Origin of the sequence: Brooklawnia cerclae (assembly GCF_011758645.1) — a bacterium.
Lineage (GTDB): Bacteria > Actinomycetota > Actinomycetes > Propionibacteriales > Propionibacteriaceae > Brooklawnia > Brooklawnia cerclae.
In genome coordinates this window covers 149,016-165,646 of sequence record NZ_JAAMOZ010000004.1, presented here as the reverse complement: position 1 = coordinate 165,646, position 16,631 = coordinate 149,016, and the positions used below count along the sequence as shown (strand labels likewise).

13 protein-coding genes and 1 riboswitch are annotated in these 16,631 nt (G+C 66.3%); of the genes, 5 read left to right on the top strand and 8 right to left on the bottom strand.

Annotation, left to right across the window (positions count from 1 at the left end; all coding sequences use genetic code 11):
- Positions 1 to 8: 8 nt before the first annotated feature.
- From FB473_RS16575 to FB473_RS16545, 7 genes are all read right to left on the bottom strand, one after another.
- Positions 9 to 1,142 (bottom strand): CbiQ family ECF transporter T component, encoded by a 1,134-nt coding sequence (locus FB473_RS16575; RefSeq protein ID WP_167171562.1) that lies wholly within the window; start codon positions 1,140 to 1,142, stop codon positions 9 to 11.
- Between the two features lie 4 nt (positions 1,143 to 1,146).
- Positions 1,147 to 2,100: a hypothetical protein gene (locus FB473_RS16570; protein WP_167171560.1), complete on the bottom strand. Its 954-nt coding sequence runs from the start codon at positions 2,098 to 2,100 to the stop codon at positions 1,147 to 1,149.
- The gene (locus FB473_RS16565) at positions 2,097 to 3,257 is read right to left on the bottom strand and encodes a prenyltransferase/squalene oxidase repeat-containing protein (protein WP_167171556.1); all 1,161 of its coding nucleotides are present in this window, start codon (positions 3,255 to 3,257) and stop codon (positions 2,097 to 2,099) included. The genes FB473_RS16570 and FB473_RS16565 overlap by 4 nt, the downstream gene beginning before the upstream one ends.
- Before the next feature lie 87 nt (positions 3,258 to 3,344).
- A riboswitch (cobalamin riboswitch) is annotated at positions 3,345 to 3,416 on the bottom strand.
- Positions 3,417 to 3,692: 276 nt separating this feature from the next.
- Entirely contained in the window at positions 3,693 to 4,670 is a 978-nt protein-coding gene (locus FB473_RS16560; protein WP_167171552.1) for a mechanosensitive ion channel family protein, read from the bottom strand.
- Between the two features lie 17 nt (positions 4,671 to 4,687).
- Positions 4,688 to 6,706, bottom strand: a complete 2,019-nt coding sequence (locus FB473_RS16555) for a penicillin-binding transpeptidase domain-containing protein (RefSeq protein ID WP_167171549.1) — start codon at positions 6,704 to 6,706, stop codon at positions 4,688 to 4,690.
- Between the two features lie 158 nt (positions 6,707 to 6,864).
- Positions 6,865 to 7,935 carry an L-glyceraldehyde 3-phosphate reductase gene (gene mgrA / locus FB473_RS16550; protein WP_208390880.1) on the bottom strand — a complete coding sequence of 357 codons (1,071 nt, stop codon included), beginning with the start codon at positions 7,933 to 7,935 and terminating at the stop codon, positions 6,865 to 6,867.
- Positions 7,936 to 8,232: 297 nt separating this feature from the next.
- Positions 8,233 to 9,441, bottom strand: a complete 1,209-nt coding sequence (locus FB473_RS16545) for a L,D-transpeptidase (RefSeq protein WP_167171545.1) — start codon at positions 9,439 to 9,441, stop codon at positions 8,233 to 8,235.
- 85 nt (positions 9,442 to 9,526) lie between these two features.
- Here FB473_RS16545 and FB473_RS16540 point away from each other — a divergent pair, with 85 nt between their 5' ends.
- The 5 genes from FB473_RS16540 to FB473_RS16520 all read left to right on the top strand — a co-directional run bounded on the left by FB473_RS16540 (position 9,527) and on the right by FB473_RS16520 (position 13,425).
- The gene (locus FB473_RS16540; protein WP_167171542.1) at positions 9,527 to 9,802 is read left to right on the top strand and encodes an acylphosphatase; all 276 of its coding nucleotides are present in this window, start codon (positions 9,527 to 9,529) and stop codon (positions 9,800 to 9,802) included.
- Between the two features lie 112 nt (positions 9,803 to 9,914).
- Positions 9,915 to 10,316 (top strand): hypothetical protein, encoded by a 402-nt coding sequence (locus FB473_RS16535; protein WP_167171539.1) that lies wholly within the window; start codon positions 9,915 to 9,917, stop codon positions 10,314 to 10,316.
- Complete coding sequence (locus FB473_RS16530) at positions 10,313 to 10,975, top strand: hypothetical protein (RefSeq protein ID WP_167171534.1); 663 nt, start codon at positions 10,313 to 10,315, stop codon at positions 10,973 to 10,975. The genes FB473_RS16535 and FB473_RS16530 overlap by 4 nt, the downstream gene beginning before the upstream one ends.
- Entirely contained in the window at positions 10,972 to 11,970 is a 999-nt protein-coding gene (gene rfbB / locus FB473_RS16525) for a dTDP-glucose 4,6-dehydratase (RefSeq protein WP_167171531.1), read from the top strand. The genes FB473_RS16530 and rfbB overlap by 4 nt, the downstream gene beginning before the upstream one ends.
- A 15-nt stretch (positions 11,971 to 11,985) precedes the next feature.
- Positions 11,986 to 13,425 (top strand): sugar nucleotide-binding protein, encoded by a 1,440-nt coding sequence (locus tag FB473_RS16520; RefSeq protein ID WP_167171528.1) that lies wholly within the window; start codon positions 11,986 to 11,988, stop codon positions 13,423 to 13,425.
- A gap of 1,867 nt (positions 13,426 to 15,292) precedes the next feature.
- Here FB473_RS16520 and FB473_RS16515 read toward each other — a convergent pair.
- Positions 15,293 to 16,525, bottom strand: a complete 1,233-nt coding sequence (locus tag FB473_RS16515; RefSeq protein ID WP_167171524.1) for a lipopolysaccharide biosynthesis protein — start codon at positions 16,523 to 16,525, stop codon at positions 15,293 to 15,295.
- Between the last annotated feature and the right edge of the window lie 106 nt (positions 16,526 to 16,631).

The window sequence follows — 16,631 nt, the reverse complement described above, 5'->3', positions numbered from 1 at the left end:
CGTGGGCATCAGGCATCCTGCGGGGGACGAGGCGTCGCCACACCGGGTAGCGCCGCGACGACGGCCGTGAGCACCATGAGGGGGGTCAGCCGGGGCCATACCAGCGGGTAGGCGGCCATCGTCATGGCAGGCTCGGAGTTGACCAGCCACACGGCCAGAGCGGCAGCGGCCAGACCGCAGACCGCGACGAGCGAGTCGGGGGCCTGCCAGGGGTCGGGACGATAGCGCGTGACGGCAAGGTAGCGCCCACTACGCCAGACGGCCACGACTCCCAGCACCAGGCCGGCGAACAGCACGGGCAGCGCCCACCGGAGGCTGTCACTGGGCAGCCCCAGCAGGGCGAACATACCGAAGACGAGCAGGATCATGGCTCCGACGAGCGCGGCCGCGTCGAGGACGCCGAGGCGTCGTCCGGCCCGGGTGCGACCGAAGCCGCGCGACTCCATCCCCGCCGCCAACGCCAACGACCGGTCGACGGCGTCCTCCAGCACGGGGACGATGATCGAGACCAGGCCACCGATGCCCTTGCGGATGCCCCCGCGCAACCGCCGAGCGCGCCGGACGCGCAGCACCGACTCCACCAGTTGGGGGGCCACGGTGATCGCGATCACCAGCGAGGTCGCGATCTGGTGGAAGGCTGGGGGGACGCTGCGTAACGCCCGCTTGGGATTGGCCAGGGCGTTCGCGGCGCCGATGCAGATGATCAGGCCGGCCAGCCGTCCGGCGTCGAAGACCGTGTACACAAGGCCCTCGATCGTGACCGGCCCGCCGACGCGGATGCCCGCGGCCCAGCTGGGCAGGGTCAGTTCGGGCAGGGTGAACACCACGGTGCCCTCGCGGAGACCCCCGATCAGCACCTGGAAGACGAGACGGACGGCGATGATGATGCCGGCCAGCACGAAGTACAGGCCGAGCGAGCGCGCCCACGGAGCGGTCGTCCGCCGTTGCAGGACGACGAACGTCACCGCGGCGATCAGCAGGACGAGCAGGAGCGGGTTGTGGGCCAGGCTCACGGCGATGCCGGTGCCGATGGCCCACGACCACCACGCCCAGGGGTGGATGACACGGCCGACCATGCGGGCGCCCGGGCTGGGCGGCGCCTGCAGGACGCCCACCGCCGGGCGTGGCAGCACCCTGCTCACCGGGTCACTCCGGCTCGGGCAGGGTCGGCGGGTCGAAGGTGGTCGTCGGGTCGGGGGAGATCATCGGGTCGCCCGGACGCCTGTGCTTGCGCCAGGTCCACAGGCCGTAGCCGGCACCGCCGACGGCCAGCGCCGACAGCGTCCCGACGGTGGCCCAGGGGCCGCCACCACCTGTTGTCGGCTGTGAGACGGGCGTGGACGAAACCGACGCGTTCGACGAGGCGGAGGACGATGCGTCCGCCGAGCCCTGCGCCGACGGCGTCCCGCTCGACGAGGAGGATTCGGGCGACTGCGATGCGGACGACGGGTCGGTGCTCGCCGTGGTCTGGCCACCACTGGTCGTGGCGCCCGCTGCCGTGGGGCCGGACCCCTGCGAGGTGGTGGTGCCCGCGGCCTGGCCGCCTGCTTGGCCCGAGTCCTGGCCGGAGCCGCTGTCGGGCTGGGCCGCTGCGGGCTGTTCGGTCGCGGGGGCAGGCTCGGGCTGGGCCACGGCAGGATCGGGCGGGCTCACCGGGGGCGCCTGGCCGGTGGAGTAGTTCCATGCCTCGGCCGTGCCGGCGACACCCGCGTAGCCACCTCCGGCCGTGGCATAGGTCCAGCTGCCGTTCCGCCACCACCAGAAGCTCCAGTACACCTGGGTGCTCGAATCGACCTCGCAGGCGCCGTCCGGAACGCCACCGATCTTGCAGATGAATCCGCTTGATGTGGCTTGCGTCCCACCGGCAACCGAGCTGACTCTCTGATAGGCGTTGCTGCCCGAGGAGCATCCTTCAGCGATCTCGCTGCCCTGGTTGAAGACGTAGACGTAGATGCCGCCGTTGCCCATGCAGGTGGCCGCACCGGAATCCGCGGCGGCCGGCCGGGCCGACCCCACGGCCCCCGCGAGGACGAGGAGCGTCAGGAGCACGCCGGCCAGCACGCCGCGAGGGCGGAGAAGACGGCGCAGGGCTGCGGTCACTTCCGGATCCGCGATGCCGCGACCACCCCGGCCGCGAGGGTGATCAGAGCGAGACCGATCATGCCGGAGCCGTCACTCCCGGTCTGCGGGAGCTTCTGGGGCTTGTCGGCCGAGGCCGTCGGCGCCGGGCTGGTGCTGCTCGCCGAGGTCGTCGGGGTGGTCTCCTCCGGCACCGGCGTCGGTGCGACGCTGGTCGGAACGGGGGTCTGGGTCGGCTCGGTGTACTCGAACATCTCGACCGTTGCGAGGGAACTACCGGTGATGGCGATGAGTGCCTGTGAGGTGGCGTAGATGTCGCTGGCTCCGTTGTAGGCGAAGCCGCCGTCGCCTGTCTGCTGGGTCAGCAGCCAGGCGACCTCATCGGTCTCGTCGTATCCCGCGGTGGCCAGAGCCGGGATGACCAGGCCCGAGGTGTTGGCGGGCGAGTAACTGCCCCAATAGGCGCCGACGCTGGTGCACTGGCCGACGACCGTTGTGCACTGGTTGTCAAGCAGCCACTGGACGGCGGCATCCGCGGCGTCCTGAGCGTCCGGGTCTTCTGTGAGGAGGGAAAGCGCGAGCGCGGCTAGGCCGGTGGAGTCGATATCGATGCCTGAGGGAAAGGCGAACGCTCCTGAAGCTTCCTGCGTGGCTGACAGTGCGTTGACGATCCCGTCCGGCACGGTGGCACCGGATCGTGACAGAGCGAGCACCTGAAGAGCCAGTCCGTAGGGATTGCCGGCCTGGCTGCTGCCGTCGTCAGCAACCTTGCTGACCAGGTCGACGCCCCCGAAGTCTGTCGGGTCGATGCCCATGGCGTCCGCGACCAGCAGGAAACGAGCGGAATTGCCCGCGTTCGTGGCTGCCGTCGGTGCTTGGGACTGTAGCCATTCAACGGCCTTGGTGATGGTCTCGGGATGCGCCTGCGAGGCCACCAGGGCCAAGACTGCGTCCGCGGTGTTGGAGGGGTCCCCCTCGCCGGTGAAACCGGTCAGATACGTGCTATCGACGAACTGGCTGTTCAGCCAGTCGGCCGCGCGGGTGGCGGCGTCCTGGTTCTGCACCTGTGAGACGACGGGTCCCGCATGCGATTGGCTGGCGAGCGCCGTTGATGCGACGGGCGTCAGAACGAGGCCGGCCGCGATCCCGACGGCCAGCAGCTTGTTTCGGAGATTCATCCCCGGTCCTTTCCTGGTCCGGGGGAGGTGCGACGAGCGCCTGACCCACCCGTGGACCGCGACGAGCGTTACTGGTCGGCTCCGCACGGGCATTCCGGCTGGGACGCATCGGCGTCCATCACGGCTGCGGGTCAGCTCTGGGTTTGCACCAGATTCCCCCGATCGGATCCTCCTATGAGGCTAACCCAGCCCGTCCCCGGATGCCACCCGGGACCATTTCGGGAGATGCCGGGAGTAGCCGCGTCCTTTCGACAAGCTCAAGGACCACTTGCGGAACGCTCGTTGAGCTTGTCGAAACGAGCTCTCGGTCCAGCTCAAGGACCGCCTGCAGAATGCTCGTTGAGCTTGTCGAAACGAGTTCTTCCTTAGGCTCGAGGACCACTTGCGGAACGCTCGTTGAGCTTGTCGAAATGAGCTCTTCGGCAGGCTTAAGGATCACCCTTCGACCGGATCCTTGTCGTTGCCGCCCGGGTCGCGCGGCAACAGCGACGAGCCGGTGGGTGCCGCGCGGATCACCGACGCGGCCGATGGAGGATCAGCCTGACCGGTGACGGACTGCACGATCTGGCTGGGAGACTTCACACCCGCCTGCCGGAACAGGACGACCGCCCGCGCGCGCACCTCGCGTTCAGAGTCCCACTGCTTGTTGGCCGGGCACTTGATCATGACGGTGTACGTGGCCTGGGTGGCGTCGAAGCCCGTCAGGCCGAGCACCTTCGGCGTCTCCAGCATCTGGTCGCGCCAGGTCGGGTCCTCGTCCAGGGCCGCGCACAGCTCTTCCAGCAGGCCGATCACCCGGAACGGGTCCTCGGTGATGTTGGCGGGGATGGCGATGTACGAGGTCGACCATCCCTGCGACTTGTTCCCCAGGGTCACGATCTCGCCGTTGCGCACGTACCACATCTCACCGTTGGGGTCCTGCACGCGGGTGACGCGCAGCCCGACGCTCTGGACGGTGCCCTCGAGGTCCCCGACATTGATGTAGTCGCCGACGCCGAACTGGTCTTCCAGGATGACGAAGATGCCGGCGAGCACATCTTTGATCAGGCTCTGCGCACCGAAGCCGATGGCGATGCCGCCGATGCCCGCGGACGCGAGTGCCGGCATGATGTTCACGTTCAGCGCCTGGAGCACGGTGAACCCGACGATGATGACGATCAGCGTGTCCAGCAGGGAGTTCAGCATCGTGCCGAGCGTCCGGGTGCGGTGTACCTGGCGCTCGGTGTCGAGGCCACCGGCGCGGATCAGCACCTCCGCCGCCCTCTCCCCGAGAGTGGCCTTCTGCTCCTCGGCGCGCTTGGCGGCGTGCGCGATGGTGCGATTGATGAGGCGCTTGAGCAGGCCGCGGACGAGCACGGCGAGTACCAGGATGACCGTGATCTCGATCAGGGTGTCCGGCCAGGTGAATCGCATGGGGTCTCCAGTGTCCGTCAGGAAAGCAGTGCCGTGACGACGTCCTGCGGGATGCTGCCGCCGTTGTTGGTGTACTGCATCACGCTCACCGCGTAGCGGTCGTCGTAGCCGACCACCCAGCTGTGCGTCTTCGGGGGATCGTCGTTGGTGTATTCGGCCGTGCCCGACTTGGCCCCGTCGAGGACACCGGCCATCTGCGAGAGCGTCCCGCCGGACTGGACGACGGCTCCCATGAGGTCACGCAGCGCTGCCGCCTCCGACTCGGTGAGCGCCTGCCCGGTCGAGGCAGGCACCTGCTGCGTCAACAGGTAGGGGACGACGGTGTGCCCGCTCGCCGCGGACGCGGCCTCGGCCGCCAGAGCCATCGGTGACACAAGCACGTCGCCCTGGCCGATGGCACTCGCGGCACGCACGACGGAGTCGTCCAGCGTCGGGACCGTCCCGTAGAACGCGTCGAAGCCGGCGTCGAGGTCCATGCCGATGCCGAGGCTGGCCGCGGCGTTGCGGAGCTCGTCGGGCGACAGGTCGAGCGAGGCGTTCATGAAGGCGGTGTTGCACGACTTCTGCACCGCGGTGCGCAGCGGGATCATGCCGTTGTAGGCAGAGGGATAGCCGTTGTAGTTGTGGAAGACGCGCCCGTTGATCTCGGCGGTCTCGGTGCAGTTCACAAGGCTGTCGGGTGTCATTCCGCGTCGGATCAGTGCCAGCGAGGTGACGATCTTCATGGTCGAGCCGGGCGGGTACGCGCCGGTGAGCGCGAAGTTCTGGGATTCCTCCACGGGGGAGTTGGCCGCGGCGAGGATCGCCCCGGTCTGGCGGTCGAGGACGACCGCCATCACCAGTTCACCGGTGTAGGCGGCGAGCACTCCTTCGGTCTTCCGCTGGAGTTCGAGGTCGATGGTGGTCTCCAGGTCGGTGCCGTCCACCGCGGCCAGCGAGAACAGGAGCTGTTCGTCCCCCGAGCCGGAACTTCCGCTGGACGAGGCGCTCGGCTGCGTGCTCGACGACCCGGCGCCCGGCGTCGCGGTCCCGGAGGAACTGCTCGACGCGTCCGGCGTCGCGGGCGGCAACGAGGCGAGTTGTGACTCACTCCGGGGAATGATGCTGATGGTGTGCCCGGGCGACCCGCGGAGCTGCTCGTCGTGTTCGGCCTGCAGCCCGCTGAGGCCGACGATGTCGCCCTCGACGACCTTCCCGTCGCCGGCCTCGATCGCCTCGGCGGTGGCCTCGCCCGCGGTGCCCATGAGCCCGTCGGCGAAGTTCGACCACGGAGCCAGCGGCAGCGTCGTCTCAAGGGCCGAGGCACCGGCGACGTCGCCGATCTGGGGCGGTACCTGCCCCTGACGCAGAGTGATGGCCAGGACGAACGCCTGCGGCCCCGATGCCGCCACCTGCTGGGCGAATGCCTCCGCGTCGACGCCGACCAGGGCGGCCAGGGCACGGGCGGACGCGTCCTGTTGTGCCTGGTCGACCCGGGTCTTGTCGATGCCCACCTTGTAGACCGTCCGGTCCTCGACGATCGCCACACCCCCGGCCCCGGTGATGGAGCCGCGGTCGGCCTGCGTCCGCTCGTAGTAGAGCCGCGTCGTGGAGGTCAACTGGGGGTGCACGACGGTCGGGTTCCAGTCGACGAGCCACTGGTTGTCGGTCCAGGTCAGGGTGGCGGAGCTGGTGAACTCCCAGTCGCCCTGGTCGAAGGAGTAGGTCTGGCCGAGCTCCACGGTCGCGGTCGTGCCCGCGGAGTCGTAGGTGATCGCGCCGACCGACACCTCGGGGACGAGGCCGTCCATGGCTCCGGTAGCCTGCTGGTAGTCGAGTTCAGCACGGGACGCGTCCCCGGCCAGGGGGAGGCCATCGATCGTTCCCTCCTCCAGGGCGGAGGCCAGTGAGGCGGCCACTTGATCGGCGCCGGGGCTCGGCTGCGAACCGGGCGAATCGCCCAGCGAGCAGGCAGTGAGCCCGAGCACCGCCGCGACCAGCCCCGCGAGCCCGCGCCGGCGCGTGGAAGTCTTCGTCCGGGTGCCCACGAGTTCCATGACTTGAGACTAGCCGTCGCCTCTGTCACGACACCGGGTGGCAGGCGCACAAGGAGCGGCCGTCGTGTCCGTCTCGCCGGTGGTCGTCGTGTCTGCCGAGGCGACCGGGACCGAACTCGTCGATACCGCCGGGACGACAGGCCGCTCCACGGGCCTCCTCAGGCGGTTGCCGGCTTCTCCCAGAGGTTGACGCCCGACTCCACCGCGTATCGGTCGATCTCGGCGATTTCCTCGGCGGTGAAGGACAGGTTGCCCAGCGCGCCCAGGTTGTCCTGAAGCTGCCGGACGCTGGACGCGCCGATGAGCGTCGAGGTCATGCGGTCGTCCCGTAGCACCCAGGCCAGCGCCAGCTGGGGCAGCGACTGGCCACGACGTGCGGCGATGTCGCCCAGTCCCCGCACCCGTGCGAGCACGTCGTCGTTGAGCCAGCCCTGATCGAAGCTGCCTTGACGCGTGGCCCGCGAGCCCTCGGGCACACCACCGAGGTACTTGGTGGTGAGCAGCCCCTGGGCGAGTGCGGTGAACGCAATCATGCCCATGCCCTGGGCGGCGCACTCGTCGAGCAGCGAGCCGTTCGGGGTGGTGGGCTTCTCGATCCAGCGGTTGAGCATCGAGTAGCTCGGCTGGTGGATCAGCAGCGGTGTGCCGAGATCGCGGGCGATCTCCGCGGCCTCGCGGGTGCGTTCGGCGGAGTAGCTGCTGATACCCACGTAGAGGGCCTTGCCCTGGCGCACCGCGGTGTCGAGGGCGCCGATCGTCTCGGCGAGCGGTGTGGTGGGGTCGAAACGGTGCGAGTAGAAGATGTCGACGTAGTCGAGACCGAGGCGGCGCAACGATTGGTCGAGGGACGCGAGGATGTACTTGCGGCTCCCGCCCACCTGGCCACCGCCGTAGGGGCCGTCCCACATGTCCCAGCCGGCCTTGGTCGAGACGACGAGTTCGTCGCGGTAGGGCGCGAGATCGGTGCGCAGCAGGTTGCCGAAGTTGATCTCGGCCTGGCCCGGAGGCGGGCCGTAGTTGTTCGCCAGGTCGAAGTGCGTGATCCCCGCGTCGAACGCGGCCCGGACGATGGCCCGCTGGTTCTCGTAGGGGTGCAGGTCGCCGAAGTTCTGCCACAGGCCGAGCGAGATCACCGGTAGCAGCAGGCCGGAGGCACCTGCGCGTCGGTAGATCATCGAGCCGTCGTAGCGCGCCGGCGACGCCTGGTAGGCGATTCCATCTGTGAGCATGGCCTCATTGTGCACGGACGCGGGCTCCGGCGCGATGGGCTGAGTGCTCTTTGAGCTTGACGACGGATGGTCCCGGTCCCTGAGCTTGTCGAAGGGTCGTTTCGACGAGCTCAACGGCCGTTTGGGGTCCCTGAGTTTGTCGAAGGGTCGTTTCGACAAGCTCAACGGCCGTCTTGGTGCTCCTTGAGCTTGTCGAAAGGAGCGGTTGTGGAGGTCGTTTCGACAAGCTCGACGGCCGTTTGGGTCCCCGAGTCCGTCAGGACGCGTCCGCCGTGCTTGCCGGAGCGTAACCGGCGCTCAGGCGACGGCGCTGAGGGTCTTCCAGGTCTCCCAGTCGTAGGTCCAGCAGCCGTAGGTGTCCCAGGCCGGCACGGAACCCTTGGCGGACGTCCCCGTGAACTCGGCGGGGTCGCCGATCTGCGTCCAGTTGTACAGCCAGGTGGCGTTGTCGGTCGTCATGCCGGTGCAGCCGTGGCTGACGTTCGTGTTGCCGTGGTAGGCGTCCGCCCAGGGGGCCGCGTGGAAGTACTCGCCCGACCAGGTGATCCGCTGGTTCCAGTAGACGGTCACCTTGTAGCCGTCCGCGCTCTCGTTGTCGACCCCGTAGCTCTCCGAGTCCATGATGGTCTCGTATTCCTTTTCCATGATCAGCTTGGTGCCGGTCATGGTCTCGTCCCCGGGCTTGCCCAGGCTCACCGGGATGACGGCGTCGACGTTGCCGTTGCGCAGGCAGGTGAGTGAGTGGTTGTCGATGTCGGTCTTCAGGACGCGAAGGTCGCCGAACTGGTAGTCGGCGGCGGCGTCGGCCAGCACCCAGGTGTCGGCGGCGGGCAGGCCAGCGGCCTTGACCTCGACGTGGGCGGTGCTGCCCGCCTGCCAGTAGTCGCGCGGGCGCCAGGCGAGCGTGGTGTCGTCCATCCAGCCCCACGACCCCTCCTGGGCGGGCACGGTCGTGATGGTGGCGGTCTTCTCGATCGCGGCGCGCTGCTCGTCGGTGACGCTCATGTCGAACCGCACCCACACGGGCATGCCGTTGCCGATCTGACCGTCGGCGTACCGGAAGTCGACCTCGGTGACGAACTCGGGATCGATGGTGGTGGCGCTCACCGTCGTCGGGAACGCGACGCCGGACTCGTTCTCGGCCTCGACGGTGATCGTGTAGGTGGCCCGGACGAGGAAGTTCCGCTCGGGCTTCCACTGCGCCCCGGTGAGGGTTCCGGGTACGTCGCCGCCGTCGGCGCTCGTGACGGTGACCTTCGACACCGTCCCGCCGCTCACCTGGATGTCGAGGATGTCCTGCGGCCACATCGCATCGAACCCATGCTCGGCGGTGACCTGCACGGTCGGGGCGACGGTGGAGGCGGCCGAGGGGGACACGGGGGTCCCGCTGCCCGCCCCTGCTGTCGGGTCGTCGCTGTCCGACGGCTCGGAGGCGCAGCCGACCAACGTCACCACGGCGGCGCCGGCGAGCAACGTGCGTCGCGAAAAGGCGTTCGGGGGAGCCATCGATCATCCTCCTGCTGGACCGCGGACAGCATACCTCCCGTACATGACATTCCCCTTAACGAAAGGTGTGGGCCACAATTGGCACATGTCGGGCGTGATCGCTGTGCGTCTGCGCGTGATCGGACTCGTGCAGGGTGTCGGATTCCGGTACTCGTGCCTGCATCGGGCCGGTGAGTTGGGCGTGAGCGGCTGGGTCCGGAACGAGGGCGACGGCTCGGTGGGCGTGCACGCCGAGGGCGAGCCCGACGCGGTGGCCGCGATGGTGGCCTGGTGCCGCGAGGGTCCGCCGTGGGGCTCGGTCGAGCGCGTCGAGCAGCGCCTGGTGCCCGCTGAGGGCATGCGGGGGTTCCGTGTCAGGTAGGCAGCGGGGAAGCGGCCACGGGAGAATGCCGACCTGCCGACAATTGTGTCCTTGCCGGTAACGGGCTCGGCGACGGTTCAGCATGGTGGACAGCGCAGGGATCGGAGGAGTCGTGGGTGACAAGCGCTGGTGGCCCACCATGAGCGAGATCGCCGAGGATGTCCGCGGTTGCCTCGCCGCCGGTGACATGTCGCGCGCCCTTCGCATGCTCATGGACGGAGTCGGTCACCTCCCCGATGCGGACGCAGCGGGGCGATTGGACGAGGCGCTCGGCGAACCGGGTTCGACGGGGGACATCCGGTGGGACGCTTTGCTGGCTGGTGCGGTTCGGTACCGATTGCACCGGATGGGATATCGCGCGCTTCCCGCATGGACGGCCAAAGCACCCTTGGAGAAATTCTGGTGGCCCGTCGAAATCGGCAAGGGTCGTGCGCTGTACGACATTGCGAATGCGCCGGCGGAACTGTCGAGGTTGGGAATTTTCCTGAGTGAGAAGGATTTCGAGTCGGCATGAACGATGGCAACCGCGACCTCGCCCGGGACGACGTCGTCCAGCTTCTGACCGAAGTCGGGCAGGTGCTTGCGGGGCAGGGGCTGGTGGCCACGATATATGTGGTCGGCGGTACCGCGATGAGCCTGACGATCAACAGCCGCCGCACGACTCGGGATGTCGATACTGACATGCGGGATCACCGCGAGGAACTTCGTGCGGCGGCGGCTGAGGTCGCCGAACGGCATGGGCTCGATCCCCGCTGGTTGAACTCCGCTGCTGCCATGTTCCTGTCCAGCGAGCCCGATCCGGACGCTGGCGAGATGGATCTTCCGGGGCTGCCGACATCACCAACCGCCTGTTCGATGACACCGCTGTGGGCTGGTTCGATCCCGATGAGGCCCTGCACGTCGCTGAGGACGTCTTTCGTCGCGCGGAACGACTTGGCAGGCCGATCGGTACTCTCCAAGTCCCGGATGACACCTATCGGAATTCACTGGCAGTCGGAAGCGCGTGGGCCCAGGCCGCACGTCGCCACGATCACGGGCCGAGCACCTCACAATCGGACGACATACATCGGCAGGGAGCCGCGAACGATCCGATTCAATCGCCTGACCCGTAGCCGCCCGGGCCAAGCGCGGTCAACCATCCGACGGCCGGGATTGGTAGCCTGTCGGCCATGAGCAGACTCCTGGTGACCGGTGGTGCGGGTTTCATCGGTTCGAACTTCGTCCACCATGTGATGGAGCATTCGGACGACGAGGTCGTCGTCCTCGACAAGATGACCTACGCGGGCAACGCGGCGTCCCTCGAGGGGCTGCCCGAGAGCCGGTTCACGTTCGTCAGGGGCGACATCTGCGACAGGGAACTCGTCGACCGGCTGGTGTCGGGGGTGGACGCGGTGGTGCACTTCGCGGCCGAGTCACACAACGACAACTCACTGGCCAACCCCGAGCCGTTCATCACCACCAACCTCTACGGCACATTCGCGCTGCTCGAAGCGGTGCGCAAGCACGATGTTCGGTATCACCACATCAGCACCGACGAGGTCTACGGCGACCTGGAGTTGGACGACCCCGAGAAGTTCCACGAGACCACCCCCTACAAGCCGTCGAGCCCCTACTCGGCGTCCAAGGCCGGTTCGGATCTCCTGGTGCGGGCCTGGGCGCGCAGCTTCGGTGTGCGAGCGACCCTCAGCAACTGCTCGAACAACTACGGGCCGCGCCAGCATGTCGAGAAGTTCATTCCCCGGCAGATCACCAACGTCATCGACGGCATTCGCCCCAAGTTGTACGGGCAGGGCCTCAACGTGCGCGACTGGATCCACGTGGACGACCACAACGCGGCGGTGCTGCTGATCCTGGAGCGCGGCGAGATCGGCCAGACCTATCTCATCGGGGCGAACGGCGAGCAGGACAACAAGACCGTGATCGAGAAGATCCTCACGCTCATGGGGCAGCCCGCCGACGCCTACGATCACGTCAACGACCGTCCCGGGCACGACATGCGATACGCCATCGACGCCTCGCGGCTGCGTGAAGAACTCGGCTGGGAGCCGACTTACAAGGACTTCGACGCAGGCCTGGCCGCGACCGTCGAGTGGTACCGGGCCAACGAGGGCTGGTGGCGTCCACAGAAGGCGGCCGTCGAGGCCAAGTACGCGGCGCAGGGCCAGTAAGCGAGGATGCGGACGATGGCTGATCTGGCGTACGGCAAGCAACTGGGCATCGAGCAGACCCCGATTCCCGGCTTCCTCCACATCGACCTGACGGTGCACGGCGACACCCGCGGCTGGTTCAAGGAGAACTGGCAGCGGGAGAAGATGGTGGGCCTGGGCCTGCCCGATTTCGGCCCGGTGCAGAACAACATCTCGTTCAACGACGAGGTCGGGGTCACCCGGGGCATCCATGCGGAGCCGTGGGACAAGTTCGTCTCCGTGGCCACCGGCCGCGTGTTCGGCGCGTGGGTCGATCTTCGTGAGGGGCCGAGCTTCGGCGCCGTCTACACCTGTGAGATCGACCCGAGCGTGGCCGTCTACGTGCCGCGCGGGGTGGGCAACGCCTATCAGACGCTCGAACCCCACACGGCCTACACCTATCTGGTGAACGCACACTGGAGCCCGGACGCGTCCTACACCTTCGTGAACCTGGCCGACGAGACCGTCGCCATCGAGTGGCCCATTCCGCTCGACCAGGCGATCCTGTCCGACAAGGACAAGGGACACCCTCGTCTGGCCGACGTGACGCCGTTCCCGACCGCCACCGAGAGCCCGGCGGACCCCGGGACGGGTAAGAAGGTGCTGGTGACCGGGGCCAACGGCCAACTGGGACGCGAACTCATGCGCCAGCTACCCGAGGCCGGCTTCGCTCCGACCGGGGTCGACCTGCCCGGCTTCGACATCTCCGACGCACCGGCCGTCGAAGCGTTCGACTGGTCGGAATGGGACGTCATCGTCAACGCCGCGGCCTGGACGAACGTCGACGGCGCCGAGACACCCGAGGGGCGCCCGGCCGCCTGGAAGGCCAACGCCCTCGGCCCGGCCAACCTCGCCCGCGCGGCCTCGGCCAACGGCATCACGCTCGTGCACATCTCGAGCGAGTACGTCTTCGACGGCACGAACACGCCGCACACCGAGGACGAGCCCCCGAGCCCGCTCGGCGTCTACGGGCAGTCGAAGGCCGGCGGCGACGCGGCCGTCGCGTCCGTCCCCCAGCACTACCTCGTGCGCACGAGCTGGGTGGTGGGTGACGGCAAGAACTTCGTCCGGACGATGGCCTCGCTCGCCGAGAAGGGCATCTCGCCCGCGGTGGTGGACGACCAGATCGGCCGGCTGACCTTCACCGCCGATCTGGCGGCGGGAATCATCCACCTGCTGGGGTCGGGGGTGCCGTTCGGCACCTACAACCTGTCCAACGAGGGCCCCGTGACCAGTTGGTACCAGGTGGCGGCACGCGTGTTCGAACTGACCGGGCACGACCCCGCTTCGGTCAAGCCGATCAGCACCGAGGAGTACTACGCCGGCAAGGTGGTGGCGCCGCGTCCGCTGAAGAGCACACTCGACCTGTCGAAGATCGAGGCCACCGGGTTCGTGCCTGTTGATGCGGATCTTCGGCTCGGAGAGTATCTGGGGTAACGGATTGCGACCTGAGTCGCGCCTAGCAGTTCTGAGCCGAATGGGCCTCGGGCATTTTTCGTCGCAGGTACGGGTGCGGTTCTGTGGCGGAAGCGCATGGTTCTGCCGTGAGCTACCGGATCGCTACCTGCGGGCTGAGGACGGTTTCTGTAGAAGGGGCGCGCGAGACGGCGAGGCTCCGGGAGGTCGTTCCTTAGCGATGGATTCGGGAGCGTGGATCGGTGGCTCAGCGACACTAAGGTGGATGTTGTCATCGGCAGCGGAGTGTTCATTAGCTTCTTAGGAATGCGATCTCCAGGCCGGGGCTGGATGAGGTGGCTACCGCGACAACTGTCGGTTGCGCGGCGTACGCGACGCGCGTCTTCTGGGGTAGTGGAATGACGTATATTCGCTAGCTATCACATGGCCGTACAGGGGCGAGCAACTCCGGCGGCCAATTCCTTCGTTGGACGAGTCAGATCCGGTTTCACCGCCGAAGACGAGCGCAAGGCACCTCTACGGACCACCCAGAGGGAGCCGTGTCCAGTGTGGGTACACCGGACACGTTGGCAGCGCATTCCTGCTGAGCCTCAGCCACCTCGCTTGCCCAGACCGTGTCATTGAGAGTGAGCTGCGAGCGAAAGCTCGGAATCCAGATCACGCTCGCAACTACAATCACAACCAATCCTACCTTGTCTAGACGAGGCCATCTCTGTGCAGCCAATCCCAGGGCGAGGGCGCCGGCTGCCAGTAGGTATAGGGAGGCTGTCGTCCCCCAACGCAGTAGATAAGGCGTCTCGCGCGTGAAAGTGTAGCTACTGTTACCGGCTCCGAATGCGGAAGCCAGCATCCACGCGGCTAGGGATAGAAATAGAAAGTGCGGGACCTGCCAACGCCACGGCCGACGGCTCACGGTTGCTAGAGCAAGGCAGACGGCCACATACACCGTCAGGCCTACAGCGAGAGGCACGAACCCGTGATCTTCAACGAAGGCACTAATGACCTCTTGGCGGGAGGTCACAGATCCAGCGACTACATCGATCAAGTACCCACGGACCAGAACCATGCCGTCGGGAAAGGCCCCTGTTGAGTTGGCGCGAGGCGCGAGCAGCGTGGCCACTGTCTGCGTGGCCATGCCGATACCCCACCCGATTGCTACTGGCCGGAAGCTTCGATGGCGAACCAGTCGATACGCCATGACTGGTAGCACCAAGGCGCACTGCACCTCTGTAAGAGCACAGATCAGAGCGACTGCTCCCCAGGCGATGCCAGACCGCAAATTCTCGACCCTGATCAAGGCCACAAAGACGATCAGATAGGCGAAGAACCAGTGAGCATTTGCCAAATTGCCGATCGGCTCGACAGAAGGGACGGGCGAACACAGTGGAATACCTGCCAACAAGAGACGGCTCCAAGTCGGTAGACCGACGGACTCCAGCGACTTCCACACGAGAGCGCCTACGGACGCAAGGCAGACGGATGCCAAGAAAACACACCCGACCGGCCACAAGCCGACAGGCAGCATCGATACGAGGCCAGTCGCGACGCGAGGAACAACATGGAGGTAGCCGTCATAGGGCATGAACGGCAGAAGCACGGAGGGCTGATTGAGCCAGTCTTGGAGGAAGAATGCGCCATCCTCAGCGTACAAGGTGGAGCGATTAGCACTCGTGGTTCGTGCACAGGCCAAAATCAGGCAGAAGAGAAAGATGTAGAACACGTCTCGCGGCCGACTCGCACGTGGGCCTGCGGTTATTGACACGGGGTTGTTGGGCATAGCCAGCTTTCGCGGAGTTGCAGAGTGTCGGGCACACTTGGTGCCAACTCGATCGTAAACCGACTGTGACTGAGGTAGTCAGCTTACGGCCACTTGGACGGCAGGCTCAGGTCATCGTTCGACGGTTCGCTGGCGCAACTCACGAGCTACGGCGACCGCCTGGTACACGAGCACCGCGATTTCAGAAACGACGAGAGCCCACGCCACGCCTTGGGCTGCGAAGAACCATGCGCTCAGGATGACCAAAGGAATGCCAGCTGTTGCCCCGATGATCGTCGATGTGGCAAGAGCCTTGGTTCGCTTCAGTTGCACCAAGCAGGCAAGGCCCAACACCTGAGTGATCGAGACAGCGAAGAATACGAGCGCGAACGGCAGCGACATGCCAAAACCGAAGTCGATCTGGTTGGCTGACAGGAGTCTAGAGGCCCAAGGTCCCAGCGCAAGGATGCACGCTGCCCCGACCAAGCTAATGAAAGGGACGAACTGAGCAGCTCGTTTGACACGATACGCCAAGTTCTCCCGTCCCCCTTCAGGCAGCCATCCCTGAATAAACTGAAGGACCGGCGTGAATGCCGTGAGACCGAAGCGGAAGAGCTTGTCACCCATCGCATATAAGGACATTGCCGACGGATGAAGAGCATTTAGAACCAGCAGCGGCGTGGAAACATAAAGGCTCGAAGCAGCCGAGGTTGCAACTGAATGACGTTGCCCCCAAAGGCGTCGGAAGGCAGCTGGAATGGACCAGTTTAGGCGCACGGGTGCGGCACTGGTCCGGAAGACCACCAGCGCAGACACACTGACCCCGATGGTGTTGAAGATGAGCTGGGTTGTAACGGTCGCGACAAGATCACTGGTGATAAGCATCGTTACAACGCTTGCTGCGAGCCCAGTGGTTTGTGGCAGCGCGTCGAACCAGAATAGGCGTGACGGCTTGGATTCACCGACGAAATACCAAGAGGCGCCCAGGAAGGGCATCAGATAGGTAGCCGACCCAACGAGCACAAGCAATACAAAGTCAGGGTTGAGCAATGCCATCACGAGCGCCATCAAGGGGTAAGTCAGCAGCCACAAGTAGATGCGACTGACCAAGGAGCCCGCGTAGAACTGGGGACGCTCCGCTACCGGAAGAATCGCCACTTCTCCAGTGCCAGTCGTCCCCCAGCCGAAAGCGACGACCACGCCGAACAGCGTTGCTGCAGACTGGATCGCTGCTTGAATACCCCACTGATAGTCGCCGGCTCGGGCGATAATCACAGGCACTGCAATAAGACTTACCAGCGAACTCATGCCGGAAGTCAGAACAAAGGCCGATAGTCTCTTCAGCGCGGCCAGCCTTGCGTCCATCATCCGAGTCCTTTTGCTATTGAGCACCAAATGCTGCCTCCGTGAGGCGAAGTACACGTCACAGAATTTGGGAACTGGAGGGCCGTAGGTGGCGTACTGCAGAGCA